Genomic DNA, 15739 nt, shown 5'->3' on the forward strand with positions numbered 1-15739 from the left:
TAAACAATTACGCTCATTTCAAAAGGAGAAATAATGGCAAAAGATTATCAAAAAAATGCCCATGCCTGGGTTCATTTAATTTGTTATTTCTTGCGTTGTGGGGAAAGCAAAGAAAAATGGTGGCACCCAGCTGTTGATCAGGCTATCTACCTGATGATATATAAGTTAACTCGAGAAAATCTATTTCCAGAATTTCCCGTCATGTTCTGTACACAAGAATATCCCCCCTCGTCCGATAAAATACGTCAATCTCTTTCTCTTCTAAAACTTACCGGATTGATAGAACAAATAACGCCCACCTATTTCACGAAATTCAAGAATCCAGATGACTATTGTCTGGAAAATTCTCGCGAATTTTTTGGAAAAGACCTTACAAAAAAAATTCTCGCAATTCTTCCAGAAATTTGGAGAGAGGTTGAAAAAGAAATCAAAAAATCAAGACCACAGCTTAGTAGAATTTTCGACCAAACCCCTCTCGACATGGAGCAATCAGCTTCAACTCCGTCACCTTAGTGACGGAGCTTTTATTTTTATACAAAAAAACACGCTTCGAAATCAAAACGTGTCTTTTTTAAAAACTTTTAATCTACATTAACAATAATTTCAACTGGCTGAGTAGTTATTTCAAATCCACCGACGTCTTCGTTTTTTAAACTAGCCGTGCAAGTCGCTTGCGTGGTTAATTTAATTTGATTGTCTTTTTGTAAACTAGCCACAATTTCACCAATTTGATCTGATTTGAGTAAATTTAAATTAAAATCAATTTCAAATTGATCACCAGCTGTTAATTCTTCTAATTCTGGGAATTGAAATTTATTAAAAACTAATTGTCCATCGCGCTCAACATCTCCAATTTCTTCTAAACTTTCAACCTGTAAACTTTCCCAATCAATTAAACTTATTTCACTAATATCAACTTTCACAATTAAATCGGTTAAGTCTTGCTGGCCAGAATTATCAATCAATAATTGATAGTTTAATTTTTCGCCCAAAACGGTTGCCACTGTATCTTGCTTGTAATTAACAATTAAATTTAAATCTAGGGCTACTTGAATAATTTTTAATTGCGCATTCGTTATGGTAATAATATCAATTTCTTGAGTGTTAAAATCCTGAATACCCGTTTCTATTTCTAAAATTACTTCCGTATCGGCCGTTTGTGTAAATTTAGCTTCTAAATTAATTTCTTGATTTGAATTTTTGCTAATTTTATCTATACTCACCACTCCATGCTCGACAGCATAATCATCCTGCTGAATAATTTCTAAACCCTCTGTGTCTAAAAACAAAATTTTTAAATTTTCTAAATCCTGATCAGAATTGTTGGTTAATTTTAAATTTAAAGGAAAAACTTGTCCCTCAACTACCTCGTTCGGCGTTTTAATGCTCACATCTAAAATTGAAGATTCAATTTCAACTTTGAAAGAAGTGCTCTCTAAAAAATTGGAAGAAAAATTGACCGGTTGATAATTTAAGGCAGCCATAAAATCTTTAGTCTCGCCAACATTACCAAAAATCTGACCAGTAAATTCAAACTCCTGGCTCGATTTTTCTTTTAAATTGGCTATCTGCCAAACTGCGCCACTTACCAATTGACTGGCTGGTTCCGGCTTAATTGAAGTTAATTTAAAACCCCGCGGAAAAGAAATTGATAATTCACCTTCAGCTAAGCCCACGTCGCCTTGATTTTTAATAATAACTTGATAAGTTAATTCTTCACCAGCTTTAATTTTATCCTTACTTTCTATTTGTAAAATAATTTTTTCGCTTGACCAGCCTTGACTTTTATTTTCATCTTTAAAAACAACCATCCCGGCCACAATGGCTGCCAAAATTAAAACTAAAAAAGAAAACAACGCTACCCACGCCCACAAGCGCGTAGTTTGTTTTTTAGTGGTTTTCTGCGGATTATAAAATTTACCCGTAGAATTTTTATATAAATGATTAAAGTTATTATTTGGTTTTATTCTTTTGACGACTGACATTCTGATTTAATTTTTTATAAATTTTTAAAGTTTGTTGAGCGCACTTATCCCAACTGAATTTTTTAACCTGAATTAACCCTTTCTTTTTTAAACTGGTAACTAATTTTTTATCTGTTAAAACTTTTTCCAAGGCATCAGCAATTTCTTTAACTTTTTGAGGATCAACTAGTAAAGCCGCCTTGCCGGCTGTTTCTGGCATAGATGATATTTTGCTGGTAATTACTGGCGTTTGTGCAGCCATGGCTTCTAAAATTGATAAACCAAAACCTTCGCACCATGATGGCATAAGAAAAACTCGAGAGCCTAAAAATAAAGCTGGTAAGTCTGGAGTTTGAATAAAGCCTGGTGCAATTATTTTACCACGCGGAGCTAATTTAAATAGCTCATCTTTTTCTTGTTTAAAATGATTAGACCACTGACCAGCTAAAACTAATTTATAATTTTTGTATTGTTCGTTTCTGTTTCTAAAATCAGCAAAAGCCTTAATTATGTTTTCATAGTTTTTTCTTTTTTCAATTTTTCCAAGAAATAAAATATAGTCACCGGTTATTTTATATTTTTGACAAATTTTTTGAATATCGACTTTATTTATTTTTTTAAAAAATTCTTTATCCAGGCCATGGTAAACTACTTCAATCTTTTTTGCCGGAATTTTTAATTTTTTAACAACATCATTCCGAGTTGATTCTGAAACAGCAATAATTTTATCGGCTTGTTTTAAAATTCGCGGAAAATTTTTCTTACGTCGATTAACAACTTCTTTGGTATATAATTTAGGAAAACAACTAAAAGCAATATCATGTACCGTCACAATTGTCTTTCCCTTGTATGTTGGTGGCAACTCGACAACTGGCGAATGTAAAATATCTAAGTTTTCTCTTTCAAAAAAAGCATCAGTTAATTTGCTTGAATACAAAAAGGATATAAACTTTTTATACATTTGAAAAGGGAAAAATCGGATTTTAACGTTTTTCTTTTTAAATTCTTGTAGTTTTTTCTTTTCTAAATCTCGATCAAAAAATAAAACGTATTCATTTTTAGAATCATTTTTAATTAAATGTCGTGCTAATTGATAAGTATAATGAGCAACGCCCACGGCCTTATCGCGACTGGGATTTACAATCGCCCGACAATCTATACCTATACGCATAATTTTGTTTTAAAATATTAATTTATTTATATAATGTAAATTTGTCACATCCGACTTTCATCACCCCACCAATTAGCGTAGCGATTGATTGGGGTGATCTATACCTATACGCATAATTTTTGTTTTCTTTAAAAAATTAATTTTAAAATCTTTATATTATTATATTATACATTATTAGCAATCCACAAGCAACTTAAATTTTAAAAAAATAAAAAAGGGCGCTATTTCGCGCGCCCTTTTGGAAAAAAGAACAAATCACCCCCGACTACAGCATGAGGCAGTAATTGAATAAGTTGCAAGTCCAGTATCATTATGGCTAGTAGCTCGTAAAGAATAACTATATCCATCTACGATTATCCGCCACAAAAGATAACTACTTTCACTTATAATCAAGTCTGGTACCAGAATGACATGTCTATCTGGAAACGCAATGCATGGCTCATGTTTCTTGTAACGAGAAGATACGGCAAACACGGAAACATTCCAGATTTTACCATTACTTATCTTTTTTAAGTAAGATAATATATTTGTGTGAGTTGCAAAAGCAACAAGTTCAGCAACCGTTAAACAACGATGATCAAGCTCCTCAACAATAACCCTTGCCTCTTCGGGCGACTTGCCTGCTGTTAGTAGCTCAACACCAACTCCGTAAATAAAATATGGTAATTCTGGAACTTGTATTTTATCTTCAACCCCATCAAACTCAAGTAAGCTTTGTTTATGCTCTTTAATCTTACCCAACATGCCTACTAAAGTCGACAATTTTAAAGAATAAGTTCCATTACGCGACTTGGGTATAACTATAGCAAAGGGAAGACGACCATCGCCTACTTCTATTGCTTTTGCTTTAGTGATAACCTCTTTTTTCTTAGTTTGAATATACGCAATAATGGACTGTGAACACCCACGTTTTCTGAGAGTTTTTATTTGTCTGTCAAATAGCCTGGCCAATTTAAATACTTGCCACACTTTATCACCACGGAACAAAGCAACAATTCCTAAAATTAAATTTCTCAATTGAATATCCTTTCTTTGTTAGTCATTTTTAAAAGAGCTATCTATATGTTAGCATAAATTAAATTTCTTGTCAAGATGTGTTGACAAATTATTCAAAAAAAGTTATTATTAGAACATGGAATCAATTACCAACAAAACTATTTTTCATGATTATGAAATTCTAGAAACCTGGACCGCAGGCATTGTTTTAAGTGGACCAGAAGTCAAATCAGTCAAACAACAAAAATTAGACTTAAAGGGTAGTTATGTTAATTTAGACGCTAAACAAGAGTTGTGGTTAATTAATTGTCATATCGCTCCCTATCCACCAGCTATTCAGGTTCAAACCAATTATCAGCCCACCCACTCGCGTAAATTATTATTAACTAAAAAAGAAATTAAAACCTTAATCGGTAAATTACAGATTAAGGGCTTGACATTAATACCAATTAAAGTATATAATAATAAAGGTATAATCAAGATTGAAATTGGTTTAGGGCGGGGCTTAAAAAAACACGATAAACGTGAAAAAATTAAACAGAAAGAAACTGATCGCAGAATTCTTCAAGCCACGTACCGCCGTAGATAGTTAAACCTTAAAAATTTAAAAATCATATCTCGGGGATGTTTAAAGTTGATGAGAAAAATTAGGTAAAAAGGTCTTATCGTCTTGATTAACGACGTTAAACTAAATCATTCCAATAAATGCCAAAAACATTTTTATTAAAGTTAAGAGTACTGTAGCCAGCTTAATGGCTCCAAGTTATTCCTTAGCTGCTGTCGCCGCTTAATTAAGCTGACAGCCGTCTAATTGTCAATTCTCACTACACAAATTAGGCGTCAACTAGTGGGATAGGAATAAAAGAAGCTTAGTCTTTTGGTCCGAAAATTTAATCTAAGCCACGGGTTAGAAATAATTTATCTAGTTTATATCTAACCTTAAATTAAACTAGGGTATATAAGTAATAACTTTTTTATTTAATCTTCTTAGACGGGGGTGCGAGACCCCCCATCTCCACCAGTTGACTATTTTTTTTATATAATTTATAATTAATTTTAAACTTATCGCTTACCGTAGAAAAAAGAAAAAAACTCAAAATTTGCCTTATTATCGAATTAATCATAAAATCCAAGCTCCGGAGGTTAGGCTTGTTGGCACAGATGAAGAATATATTGGAGTTGTTTCATTGAATGAGGCATTAAAACAAGCCGAAGAGGCTGGTCTAGATTTAGTTGAAATTTCCCCTAAAGCTGAACCACCGGTAGTAAAAATTACTGATTTTGGTAGTTTTAAATATAATTTGCAAAAACAAAATAAAAAAAATAAAATTACCAAAGAATCTAAGGGTATTCGCCTTTCACCACGCATTGGTGAACACGATTTGTCAGTTAAGATTGAACAAACTCAAAAATTTATAGAAAAAAACTATAAAGTCAAAATTGAAATGTTATTAAAAGGCAGAGAAAAGGCTCACAAGGATATTGCCCAAGACATTATTACGGGATTTATTAAAAATTTGGGAGAAAATATTGAGATTGAGCAACCGTTAACTCATCAAGGTCATAAATTTATAACTGTGATTAAAAAGAAATAATTTATTTGTAAAATATGTCTAAAAAAATTAAAACTCGTAAAGCTGTTGCTAAACGTTTTACTATAACTAAAAAAGGTAAAGTTCAACATCGCACTTGTGGTCAAGGTCATTTTAATGCTCGCGAAGACAGTAAAACTACTCGCAATAAACGTCAAGACAAAACTTTATCACCCAGTAACCAAAAATTAATTAAAAAATCAATTCATTAAAAATATATGCCTAGAGTTAAACGTGGAGCCACTCATAACAAAAAAAGACGTAATTTATTAAAACAAGTTAAGGGCTATCGAGGTGGTCGAAAAAAACTTATCCGTCAAGCCAAAACCGCTGTTAAAAAGGCAGGTGCTTATAGCTATCGTGATCGCCGAAATAAAAAAAGAACTACCCGCAGTTTATGGCAAATTAATATCAATTCGGCTTGTCGCCAGCTTGAAACTACTTATAGTAAGTTTATTGATAATTTAAAAAAGAATAAAATTGAATTAGATCGTAAGGTTTTAGCAGATTTAGCTGAAAATGAACCCAAAGTTTTTGAACAGCTTATTAAGCAAGTTACGCCTAAAAAATAATTATCTAGGGGACGTAGTTCAGTCGGTTAGAACGCTTGCCTGTCACGCAAGAGGTCGCCGGTTCGAGCCCGGTCGTCCCCGTTTGATATAAAAAAGAGCAGCCCATCGGACTGCTGTTTTTTATACCTAAAAACTTATCCACATTGGCTTTATTCTTAAAATAAGGTATACTCTTAATGAGTGCCGGCTGATTTTTTTTAAAATGGTCGAACAGCTTTTAAAACACTCTTTTTTTTATTAAATCATAATTCAAATAAATATGTTTAATTATTTTGATGATATGCAAAATATTTCTAATGATGATGATGCTATTTCAACTGAAGAGATAACCGAAACACCAGAGGAAATCACCGAAGAAGTCGCTGAAACACCAGAGGAAGTAATTGAAGAAGACTCAGAAATATTAGAAGAAGACAATCAAGAAGACGTAGAATAGTCATCTGCATTCTAATGTAAAGAAAAAAATGGTAATAAAAAATCGGGCACAAAAGCTCGATTTTTTATTAAAAACTTATCCACATTTTATTTATTGACTATTTTTTAAAACTCTTTATAATTAAGTGTAATTTGATAATTTTAATATTTAAAGTTTGGATTGTCGAAGCCAAACTCCTCTAATAAGTTTAATAAAAAAAACACATGATCAATTTTTACTTTGACGATGACTATACCACCGAAGAAGAAGTAGACGATGATGGTATGGTTGATGACGACATGGGTGGTGATGATGACATGTCAATAAGCGATGACGATGATGTCACCACTGATGACAATGAAACAATTGAAGAAGACGAAGAAGAAGGCGATAGCGCCGAATGGTAGTCTTTAAACTTATATAAAAAACCAGTCGTTTAAACGATTGGTTTTTTATTTATAAAATTTGACTTTTATAAAACTTGCAAGATTTATAAAACTAAATTTCGGGTTCATCATCTTGAGTCTCAGTTTCTTCTTCTGGAGTTTCTTCTGGTAAAGTTGATTCTTGTGGAGTTTCTGTTGAGGCTGGAATTTCCGTTTCACCTGCTTCCTCTCTTGATTCCTTTTTACCACCCTTACTTAAAAGAATAATTAAAACAACTAAAACTACAATGATAATTACCCACCAAATCCATTGTGACATATTTTTCACCCCCTTTCTAATAATTTGTCCAAATCTTTGATTTGGTTACAAATTATTAGCCCGTTTGCCCGCCGAATCGGTGGGCCTCAGGTGGGCAACGTTTATTAACGTTAAACCGCCTTAAACGAATTCTAATTTATAACCTTAATCTAGACAAATCATTTAAAATCTTGTTAATTAATCATTAACTAATTCCAGTATATCAATTAATTAATTTTATGGCAAATTTAAATCAGTTGCATTTTTCTTTTTTTTAAACAACACGTTATAACTATAGCCGTAATAATTAAAATTAGGCTAGAAATATGACCCAAGCGCCACATACCAAATTCCGGTTGGCGGTCAATTCTTAAAAATTCTATCATAAAACGCCCCACCGAATAGAACCAAACATATGTAGTAAAAATTATCCCTGGTCTAATTAATTGCCCGCGAATTATTTTTTTAAATCTAAAAGCATGACTTATTAACAAAACACTACATGCTAAACAATTCCAAATTGATTGATATAAAAAGGTTGGGTGAAAAAATTGAAACAACACATATTTATCTACACGATTTGCCACATCAATCGGTATACCCCAATTTAAAATCGTTGGTAAACCATATAACTCTTGATTAAAATAATTTCCCCAACGCCCCATAGCTTGACCAACAATTAAACCCACGACCAATATGTCTAACCATAACCAAAAAGGTAAATGATATTTGCGAGTATAAAAATAAACTACTGCCACTCCAGCTATGACTCCCCCAAAAATTCCCATACCCCCTTGCCAAAATTTTAAAATATCAAGTGGCTGATACAAATAATATGGCATTTCACACAAAACATGATAAATTCTTGCTCCAACTAAACCAAAAATTAACAAATAAAAAACTAATTGCCAAACATGATCAGAATGAATGTGATATTTTTTAGCTAAATATAATATTAATCCTAGACCAAGTAAAATACCAACGACAATAAAAAAACCGTACCAATAAACAACCACCCCCTTAAATTCAAAGAGAATTGGTTGGGGGTGGTAAGTGTGTAATAATTTAATTAAACCAAAAGACATGTTAGTTGCAACCACCAGTGGCTGCCGCTCCGGCTAAACTTAATTCTTTACTACAATCTTTGGGTTGCTTTTTAAAGCCTGAACATAAAGCATCTTTATAATTTTCTGGTGCGCGGGCTCCACGATATTCACTGCCATTAACAAAGACCTGAGGAGAACCCATGACTCCCATTTCTATGTTTAAATTTTTCTCAGCCGCTAACAATTCTGCAGCTTCGTTGTTAAAACAATTTTCAATTTTTCCGATATCAACTTTGGCAGTCTGAGCAGCCTCTTTCCAACAAGTATTAATATTATCTAAAGTACACTTAGCATTAACTTCATCTACATAGTCCCACCATTTAGCTTGATCATATTTCCACAAACATAATTGTCTAACATCTTCGTTTAACTCATCAATACCGTGCATGGAACAATATTCTCCTTGATCGGTTAAACAAAATTGAGATAACTCTTCTGCCGTACACTCACCCTGTTTGGCACAGTAATTTTCATAAATCACAAAATGCGGTTCTATTTTAGCATCTTTGTTAAATAATCTAGCAACTGGTCCCAGACCGACTTCAGCTTGTTCGCCATAGGGGCAAAAACTCATGACAAAAAACTTTAAAATAGGTTCTTTTTCATCTGGCGCATCAAAAGTCACAGCTTGATCTCCAGCATCTGCTTGATCAGCTGTTAAATCATCGGTTGGGATAGATGGAATAGATGAAGTATTGTTAAAATTAACCAAGAGTAAGATCAAGGTTAAAATAGTAACTACGGCAATTCCTACTGCAAGGCCTAAGACAAAAACCACTTTGGGTGGAGTGTCTTTAAAAAATTCTCTACTCATAATTTTGTTAGTTAAATTAATTAAATTATTTAATATTTTATTATACTACTTTAAATTAAACTTTCAAGCCATAAAGTGTTTATAAAATTTTTAATTTTTTTAAACCTGACCTAAATTGATCAACAGCCTGACGGGCTTGATAACTGTTAATATTAAAATTAGCCTCATGAACTAATTGATTTCTAAAACGATGAGCCGCATAAAGCTTGCCCAAAAATTGATATTTCTTGCAAGCTAGACTTAAGCGTTGTTGAAAGCTTCCACCCGTAAAATGCATATCTTGCAAAACCTGATCAAAAAGTTTATCAGCCTCAATAACGGCTATTTTTAAATCGCTCATCTGATTGGATTGAATTTTTTTATCAATTTCTCGCCACTGGCGCTGGATATCATTTTTATCTAAAGAATATAATTCTGGCGACCGATGAAAAAAATTTTTAATACGTTGAATGGGTCGATAAACAATCCACCAAGCAATCACAATAACACCCCCAATATATAACCACATTTTCAAAGGTAAAGACGGAAAATCTAAGTTAATCTGCATAAAATTATTTATTAGCTGAATAGATGCGAGCTAAATCAAAAATTCTTTTTTCTCCCATAGCTGATCCAATAATTTGCAAACCTGTTGGTAAATTTTCTGCTTGTCCGTTAGGTATAGATAAAGCTGGTAAACCAGCTAAATTTACTGGACAAGTATAAATATCTGATAAATACATTTGCAAAGGATCATTCATCTTTTCGCCCAATTTGAAAGCTGGCGTGGCGGTTGTTGGTGTCGCAATTAGATCAACATTTTCAAAGGCTTGTTCAAAGTCTCGTTGAATTAAAGTTCTGATCTTTTGTGCTTGTAAATAGTAAGCGTCGCGATAACCAGCCGACAGAATATAAGTGCCTAAAATAATGCGACGCTTAACTTCACTACCAAAACCTTTTTCACGAGTTTTAAAATAAACTTGTTCTAAATTGGTACTTTTAACTTTAGGATCATTGACGCTAGAATAACCATAACGCATACCGTCATAACGTGCTAAATTTGATGACACTTCAGCCGGCATAATTAAATAATAACAAGCCAGGGCATATTCAAGATGTGGTAACTTCACTTCAATTATTTTATAATTTAATTTTTGTAACTCTCTTAAACTCCGTTTAAAGTTATTTTTTACGCCAATATCTAAATTAGTCATAAAACTATCACCCAAAACACCAATTACTAAATCTGTTTTTTTCTTATTAATTTTTCTCTCAAGAGGCTTAATTTGTTCTTCATTTAAACTAGTAGCATCTTTTAAATCATAACCCTGAATAGCATCAAAAATTATTTCCATATCTTCTAAGTTTTGACTTAAGATTCCAATCTGATCCAATGATGACGCCATACTAATTAAACCATAACGAGAAATACGACCATAGGTTGGTTTAAAACCGTATAAGCCACAAAAAGCTGCTGGCTGACGGACAGAACCACCCGTATCTGATCCCAAAGCTATTAAACTCATTTGCGATGCCACGGCCACGGCCGAACCACCAGAAGATCCACCGGGTACCCTTTGAGTATCTAGGGGATTTTTAACTGGGCCAAACCAAGATGTTTCGTTTGAAGATCCCATGGCGAATTCATCTAGATTAGTTTTACCTAAAATTAAAGCACGCTGAGTTTTCAATTTTTCAATCACAGTCGCGTTAAAAGCTGGTGTGTAATTTTGTAATATCCTTGATCCAGCCGTTGTAATTAAATTTTTAGTCACAATATTATCTTTGATTGCCATCGGCACTCCCTCAATTAAGCCAATCTCCTTTTTTTCTTTAATTTTTTTGTCAATCATTTCGGCTTGATGCACACTCTCTTCTTGATTTAAATTAATAAAAGCGTTTAAGTTTGGATTGTGAAGTTTAATTTGATCAAAATATAACTTAACTATTTCTTGGCAAGAAAAAGTTTTTTTATTTAAACCTTGATGAAATTTTTTTATCGTTAATTTTGAAAAATCCATATTAACCTTCAAAAATCTTTTTAACTTTTAAATATTGCCCTTGTGTTTGAGGCGCTTGCGAAATTAATCTTTCTTTAACTTCCAATTGAATCACATTAGCTTGATCAATTCGTGTGACATTTTTTAAATTAATTGGACGATTAATTTTTAAATTTGAATCTATTTTAATTTTTTTAATTTGATCTACATAATCCAAAATCACCGACAAATCGTCGGCTAAAGCTTTTTTTTCCGATGGGGTTAATCTTAATCTAGCTAAACGACTAACCTCATCAATTTTTTGTAGCGTAATAGACATGTTAATTTATTATACATTTAATTTTAACTTTTATCAACCTTATCCACAATTTAATCTTGACTAATTTTAGTTGTATGCTAAACTTAAATTATCTGTTCATTATAATTTTGATAAAACAGGAAAATGGTTTTCAATTCCGACAGTGAATTTCCCCTCCTTTCCCCACTTTTGGATTGTAATCATTTTCCTGTTATTTATGTGATGTAGTCGATAAATTCTCCTTATAAAGGAAATTGCGCTTAGCTTGCCCGATCGGCAACATCGTCTTAATAATTACTCGTGTAGCTCAATCAGGTAGAGCGTTACGTTGCTAACGTAAAGGTATAGGTTCAAATCCTATCGCGAGTTATTTTAAAAATTGCCTGTGTAACTCAATAACAGAGATTAGTCATTAAAATTATGTGTTGCGGGTTCAAATATCACCACAGGCGAATTTTGTAAGGGTGCGTAATCTGTTCAAAGGCAAGAATCTTAAACTGACAAAGTCAGGACTATAATAACCGAATTGTGTCTGGCAGGGGGTAACTAAGGTTAAAATAGTTGGTTCCGGCGTCTTAATGGGGAGCGCACCCCTTTTCTTTTGTAGCAAAAATCGCTTAAATAGCGATTTTTTTATTTAGTTTTAATTTTAATTTTTTATTAAATCTAAAAAATCCTGTTCATTTAAAATTTTAACTCCTAACTCTTGAGCTTTGTCAAATTTTGAACCTGGATTATCACCAGCAATTACAAAATCAGTTTGCGAACTTACGCTCGAAGAGATGTTGCCACCTAATTCGCGAATTTTTAATTTAGCTTCATCCCGGGTTAAATTTGGCAAACTACCAGTTAACACAAAAGTTTGTCCAGTTAATTTTTTACTAATTTCTTGTGGTGATTGAATTTTAACACCTGAATTTATTAAACGCTGAATTAAATCTAAATTTTTATCATCGTTAAAATAATCATAAATACTTTTAGCTACTACCGAGCCAATATCGCGTAAATTTTCTAATTCTTCTAAACTGGCTTGTTGAATTTTGTTTAATTTTTTAAAATGTTGAGCTAAAACTATAGCTGTTTCTTCGCCCACGTGTCGAATGCCTAAGGCAAAAATAAAACGCGCTAAAGAAATTGTTTTACTCTTTTCAATGGCTTGAACCAGATTATCGGCTGATTTTTCAGCAAAACGCTCTAAAGGCTTTAAATCTCCTTGAGTTAAATTAAAAATATCAGCCGCATCGCGCACTAGACCTACATTCATTAATTGATTAATAATTTTAGGTCCCAAACCGTCAATATCAAAAGCCTGGCGCGAAACAAAATGATACAACTCGCGCTGACGAATAGCAAAACAATTTTTATTAGTACAATAATAAGCCACTTCACCAACCGGTTGAATAATTTGACCGTCACAAAAGGGACAAGTTTTGGGCATATGAAATTTTTTTTCATGGCCAGTTCTAAAATCAACTAAAACTTTAACTATGTCTGGAATCACGTCACCCGCTCGTTGGATAATAACCGTGTCACCAATTCTCACATCTAAACGTTCAATTTCGTCCATATTATGTAAAGTGGCTGATGAAACCATCACTCCTCCGACTTGAACGGGTTTTAATTTTGCCACTGGGGTCAGAGCACCAGTCCGTCCAATCTGAACTTGAATATTTTCAACCACCGTTGTCGCCTCTTCGGCTGGAAATTTATAAGCAATTGCTCCGCGTGGTGCTTTGCCAGCCACACCCAATTTTTTAAAAACTTGATTATCATTAACTAAAATAACCACCCCGTCGATTTCATACGGTAATCGATCGCGCATCTGAGCTATTTTTTTAAAATAATCAAAAACCTGATTTAAATCCTGACAATACTCACACAAATTATTTACATTAAAACCTAATTTTTTAGTTATAAAATGTTCTTGCTCGTGTGTTATTTGATCCAAATCAGTTTTCAGTGAATAAATAAAGCAACTCAAATCACGTTCAGCTGCTACCTGCGGATCTAATTGCCGAATCGACCCAGCTGCAACATTGCGCGGATTGGCAAAGGACTCTAAATCTTTTTCTTGACGTTGTTGATTAATTTTATAAAAATCTTTTTTTGAAACATATACTTCACCCCGCACTTCTAATTCCTGTTTTGAATTTAAATTGGCTAAAATTTGGTCTGCCAGTTTTTCGACTTTTTGCTCATGTAAATTGCGCGCTTGATATTTTTGTTGATAAATTTGATGATCAATTTTTTTTATTTTTAAAGGAATAGTTTTAATCGTTTTTAAATTTTGAGTTACATCTTCACCGATTTGCCCATTACCTCTGGTTGAACCTAATTCAAAAATACCATTTTTATAAATCAAAGAAATTGCCAAACCATCAATTTTTGGCTCACAATAAAAACCACCCTTAACCTCGTTTTTTAAATAATTTTCGGCACGTTGCAACCAGTCTTTAATTTCCTGTTCTGAAAAGGCATCATTAAAAGATAACATTGGCACTGGATGCTCAACTTTAACAAATTTTTCTAATGGCTGTCCTCCCACCCGTTGAGTTGGCGAATCTGGTGTGATCAACTCTGGATATTGTTTTTCTAAATTTTCTAACTCATGTTTTAACGAATCCCAAGCTGCATCAGAAATTTCAGGACGATCTAAAACATAATAAAGATAACGATGATGATCAATCGTTTTTCTTAATTTTTCAATTCTTTGTTGGGCTTGTTGTTTGTTCATAATTTTATTATATCAAAAAAGGAGCGTTTTGACACGCTCCTTTTTTTTGAAAAATATGCCTTAATATTTCTAATATATAACTCTCCATAAATAATATCCACTTGCATCTTTGGCACAAATCTCTAATGAATCTTTAACGCCTGGTTTACCTTGATTAAACCACAAACTTCCACGCTTATCTACATTACAAACTGGTCTAGGACTAACCGTATTTAATCTTATACCACCATTTACTTCTAATTTCTCATTTGGAGCTATTGTGCCTACTCCCACATCACCAGAATAAATTATGAAAGCATCTGATTGATTAATTTCTACGGGATCTTTTGAATAGCCCCAAACAAATGTCTCATTTGCATTAACTTGCATGTTTGTTCCTCCAACACAAGAATAATTACCTTTAATTGAATTACCATAACCACCTAAAATTACTGAATCCCAGCCGTCAATTGTATTACTTCCACCACCAAGAATCGAAGACATGTTACTTATTCCAGTAATACTATTGTTCGTGCCACCAGTAATTGTCGATTGTTGTCCATCTGCTATGTTATTTCTTCCCCCAGACACAACAGCTAAATTGTTAGCTGTATTATCTAGTCCACCGGCAATAACGCCACCGTGTCCGTAAGTAGTTATCGTATTGCCAGATCCGCCAGAGATTGTAGACAATTGTCCTTCAGCTTTATTATCATAACCACCAGAAATTGTAATGTCGCGCCAATCTGTATTGTTTCGGCCAGTCTCTGAACTACGACCCAAATTAACATGTGTATCTGTTCTAGAACCATTTAATGTGGTAGCTTGACGTGAAATAGCACCATTAATTTGTAAAATTCCATTTGGATTTTTAACTCCAATCCCCACTTTACCGTCATCATAATAAATATTCTCCCCGTCTTTTATCCAATAGCTTTCACCTCCTATTCCTCCACCCAAATCATCAAAACTACTCACGCAGTCGTCTCCGTTTTGACCAACACAAAATTGGTTGACTGCCCAAATTGTTTCATCAGCCTTAATATTGCCAGACGTTTGAACAACTTGTCCTGCCTTATTATATCCTTCTCCAATCATCACTCCCTTGCCTGGATCTGTAGTGTCTAAACCCTTAACCACCACACCCCTATTAATTGTCACATCCCAACCGCTATCTAATAAATTATCTCCAAAAGCCGAATTGAGATTTACAATCAACTTGTCAAGAATTGCTAAATCTGGCATTGGTTGAGCTAAAACTCTCTTTAATGACCACGCACTTCCTAATATTAAAATCATTACTACCAAACCAATGGCTGTCAATTTAATAATAGACTTATTTTTTTGCATAAAATTAAAATTATTTTTTAAATTATATTTATCTACATTATAACATATTAATTTTATAACAACAACAAAACCCCGCCGCTCGCGA

At 33.2% G+C, this 15739-nt stretch carries 18 protein-coding genes, 2 tRNA genes and 1 other RNA gene; 10 read left to right on the plus strand and 11 right to left on the minus strand.

Annotated features, from left to right (window positions below; genetic code table 11):
• Positions 1 to 33: 33 nt before the first annotated feature.
• Positions 34 to 513 carry a hypothetical protein gene (locus PHS07_02150; protein MDD4607121.1) on the plus strand — a complete coding sequence of 160 codons (480 nt, stop codon included), beginning with the start codon at positions 34 to 36 and terminating at the stop codon, positions 511 to 513.
• A gap of 68 nt (positions 514 to 581) precedes the next feature.
• Here PHS07_02150 and PHS07_02155 read toward each other — a convergent pair whose 3' ends face one another.
• The 3 genes from PHS07_02155 to PHS07_02165 form a co-directional block, all read right to left on the minus strand.
• On the minus strand, positions 582 to 1985 hold the full coding sequence (locus tag PHS07_02155; GenBank protein ID MDD4607122.1) for a hypothetical protein: 1404 nt from the start codon (positions 1983 to 1985) through the stop codon (positions 582 to 584).
• Positions 1954 to 3135 (minus strand): glycosyltransferase family 1 protein, encoded by a 1182-nt coding sequence (locus PHS07_02160; GenBank protein MDD4607123.1) that lies wholly within the window; start codon positions 3133 to 3135, stop codon positions 1954 to 1956. Before PHS07_02160 ends, PHS07_02155 begins: the two co-directional genes overlap by 32 nt.
• 255 nt (positions 3136 to 3390) lie before the next feature.
• Complete coding sequence (locus tag PHS07_02165) at positions 3391 to 4152, minus strand: hypothetical protein (protein ID MDD4607124.1); 762 nt, start codon at positions 4150 to 4152, stop codon at positions 3391 to 3393.
• A 115-nt stretch (positions 4153 to 4267) separates the two neighbouring features.
• Here PHS07_02165 and smpB point away from each other — a divergent pair, with 115 nt between their 5' ends.
• The 8 genes from smpB to PHS07_02205 all read left to right on the plus strand — a co-directional run bounded on the left by smpB (position 4268) and on the right by PHS07_02205 (position 7117).
• A complete protein-coding gene (gene smpB, locus PHS07_02170; protein MDD4607125.1) occupies positions 4268 to 4720 on the plus strand; it encodes an SsrA-binding protein SmpB in 453 nt (150 codons plus the stop codon).
• Between the two features lie 31 nt (positions 4721 to 4751).
• Positions 4752 to 5152, plus strand: a transfer-messenger RNA (tmRNA) gene (gene ssrA, locus PHS07_02175).
• Positions 5153 to 5231: 79 nt separating this feature from the next.
• On the plus strand, positions 5232 to 5726 hold the full coding sequence (gene infC, locus PHS07_02180; protein ID MDD4607126.1) for a translation initiation factor IF-3: 495 nt from the start codon (positions 5232 to 5234) through the stop codon (positions 5724 to 5726).
• Between the two features lie 14 nt (positions 5727 to 5740).
• Positions 5741 to 5935 (plus strand): 50S ribosomal protein L35, encoded by a 195-nt coding sequence (locus PHS07_02185; GenBank protein ID MDD4607127.1) that lies wholly within the window; start codon positions 5741 to 5743, stop codon positions 5933 to 5935.
• Positions 5936 to 5941: 6 nt separating this feature from the next.
• Positions 5942 to 6295, plus strand: a complete 354-nt coding sequence (gene rplT / locus PHS07_02190; protein MDD4607128.1) for a 50S ribosomal protein L20 — start codon at positions 5942 to 5944, stop codon at positions 6293 to 6295.
• A 7-nt stretch (positions 6296 to 6302) separates the two neighbouring features.
• Positions 6303 to 6376, plus strand: a tRNA-Asp gene (locus PHS07_02195).
• Positions 6377 to 6554: 178 nt separating this feature from the next.
• A complete protein-coding gene (locus tag PHS07_02200) occupies positions 6555 to 6731 on the plus strand; it encodes a hypothetical protein (protein ID MDD4607129.1) in 177 nt (58 codons plus the stop codon).
• Positions 6732 to 6934: 203 nt separating this feature from the next.
• A complete protein-coding gene (locus PHS07_02205; GenBank protein MDD4607130.1) occupies positions 6935 to 7117 on the plus strand; it encodes a hypothetical protein in 183 nt (60 codons plus the stop codon).
• Positions 7118 to 7208: 91 nt separating this feature from the next.
• Here the strand turns inward: PHS07_02205 and PHS07_02210 are convergent, their stop codons facing one another.
• From PHS07_02210 to gatC, 6 genes are all read right to left on the minus strand, one after another.
• Positions 7209 to 7415: a hypothetical protein gene (locus tag PHS07_02210; protein MDD4607131.1), complete on the minus strand. Its 207-nt coding sequence runs from the start codon at positions 7413 to 7415 to the stop codon at positions 7209 to 7211.
• Positions 7416 to 7642: 227 nt separating this feature from the next.
• On the minus strand, positions 7643 to 8479 hold the full coding sequence (lgt, locus tag PHS07_02215; protein ID MDD4607132.1) for a prolipoprotein diacylglyceryl transferase: 837 nt from the start codon (positions 8477 to 8479) through the stop codon (positions 7643 to 7645).
• A 1-nt stretch (position 8480) separates the two neighbouring features.
• Positions 8481 to 9314: a hypothetical protein gene (locus PHS07_02220; GenBank protein MDD4607133.1), complete on the minus strand. Its 834-nt coding sequence runs from the start codon at positions 9312 to 9314 to the stop codon at positions 8481 to 8483.
• A gap of 79 nt (positions 9315 to 9393) precedes the next feature.
• A complete protein-coding gene (locus PHS07_02225; GenBank protein ID MDD4607134.1) occupies positions 9394 to 9861 on the minus strand; it encodes a hypothetical protein in 468 nt (155 codons plus the stop codon).
• A 4-nt stretch (positions 9862 to 9865) separates the two neighbouring features.
• Positions 9866 to 11314 carry an Asp-tRNA(Asn)/Glu-tRNA(Gln) amidotransferase subunit GatA gene (gene gatA, locus PHS07_02230; GenBank protein MDD4607135.1) on the minus strand — a complete coding sequence of 483 codons (1449 nt, stop codon included), beginning with the start codon at positions 11312 to 11314 and terminating at the stop codon, positions 9866 to 9868.
• 1 nt (position 11315) lies between these two features.
• Positions 11316 to 11612, minus strand: coding sequence for an Asp-tRNA(Asn)/Glu-tRNA(Gln) amidotransferase subunit GatC (gene gatC / locus PHS07_02235; protein MDD4607136.1), 297 nt, complete (start codon positions 11610 to 11612; stop codon positions 11316 to 11318).
• Positions 11613 to 11887: 275 nt separating this feature from the next.
• On the opposite strand from gatC, the gene PHS07_02240 reads away from it, so the two are divergent.
• Positions 11888 to 11960, plus strand: a tRNA-Ser gene (locus PHS07_02240).
• 280 nt (positions 11961 to 12240) lie between these two features.
• Here the strand turns inward: PHS07_02240 and ligA are convergent.
• Positions 12241 to 14325: an NAD-dependent DNA ligase LigA gene (gene ligA, locus PHS07_02245; GenBank protein MDD4607137.1), complete on the minus strand. Its 2085-nt coding sequence runs from the start codon at positions 14323 to 14325 to the stop codon at positions 12241 to 12243.
• 69 nt (positions 14326 to 14394) lie between these two features.
• Complete coding sequence (locus PHS07_02250) at positions 14395 to 15654, minus strand: hypothetical protein (GenBank protein ID MDD4607138.1); 1260 nt, start codon at positions 15652 to 15654, stop codon at positions 14395 to 14397.
• Between the last annotated feature and the right edge of the window lie 85 nt (positions 15655 to 15739).

It is taken from the genome of Patescibacteria group bacterium (assembly GCA_028707495.1).
Classification (GTDB): domain Bacteria; phylum Patescibacteriota; class Patescibacteriia; order UBA2591; family JAQWAS01; genus JAQWAS01.

Excerpts from the sequence above, each read along its gene's own strand:
- PHS07_02220 (MDD4607133.1), bottom strand. The coding sequence starts at position 9,314 with ATGAGTAGAGAATTTTTTAAAGACACTCCACCCAAAGTGGTTTTTGTC.
- gatA (MDD4607135.1), bottom strand. The coding sequence starts at position 11,314 with ATGGATTTTTCAAAATTAACGATAAAAAAATTTCATCAAGGTTTAAAT.
- rplT (MDD4607128.1), top strand. The coding sequence starts at position 5,942 with ATGCCTAGAGTTAAACGTGGAGCCACTCATAACAAAAAAAGACGTAAT.
- PHS07_02160 (MDD4607123.1), bottom strand. The coding sequence starts at position 3,135 with ATGCGTATAGGTATAGATTGTCGGGCGATTGTAAATCCCAGTCGCGAT.
- PHS07_02200 (MDD4607129.1), top strand. The coding sequence starts at position 6,555 with ATGTTTAATTATTTTGATGATATGCAAAATATTTCTAATGATGATGAT.
- ligA (MDD4607137.1), bottom strand. The coding sequence starts at position 14,325 with ATGAACAAACAACAAGCCCAACAAAGAATTGAAAAATTAAGAAAAACG.
- gatC (MDD4607136.1), bottom strand. The coding sequence starts at position 11,612 with ATGTCTATTACGCTACAAAAAATTGATGAGGTTAGTCGTTTAGCTAGA.
- PHS07_02205 (MDD4607130.1), top strand. The coding sequence starts at position 6,935 with ATGATCAATTTTTACTTTGACGATGACTATACCACCGAAGAAGAAGTA.
- PHS07_02250 (MDD4607138.1), bottom strand. The coding sequence starts at position 15,654 with ATGCAAAAAAATAAGTCTATTATTAAATTGACAGCCATTGGTTTGGTA.
- PHS07_02225 (MDD4607134.1), bottom strand. The coding sequence starts at position 9,861 with ATGCAGATTAACTTAGATTTTCCGTCTTTACCTTTGAAAATGTGGTTA.
- lgt (MDD4607132.1), bottom strand. The coding sequence starts at position 8,479 with ATGTCTTTTGGTTTAATTAAATTATTACACACTTACCACCCCCAACCA.
- smpB (MDD4607125.1), top strand. The coding sequence starts at position 4,268 with ATGGAATCAATTACCAACAAAACTATTTTTCATGATTATGAAATTCTA.
- PHS07_02155 (MDD4607122.1), bottom strand. The coding sequence starts at position 1,985 with ATGTCAGTCGTCAAAAGAATAAAACCAAATAATAACTTTAATCATTTA.
- PHS07_02185 (MDD4607127.1), top strand. The coding sequence starts at position 5,741 with ATGTCTAAAAAAATTAAAACTCGTAAAGCTGTTGCTAAACGTTTTACT.
- PHS07_02150 (MDD4607121.1), top strand. The coding sequence starts at position 34 with ATGGCAAAAGATTATCAAAAAAATGCCCATGCCTGGGTTCATTTAATT.
- PHS07_02210 (MDD4607131.1), bottom strand. The coding sequence starts at position 7,415 with ATGTCACAATGGATTTGGTGGGTAATTATCATTGTAGTTTTAGTTGTT.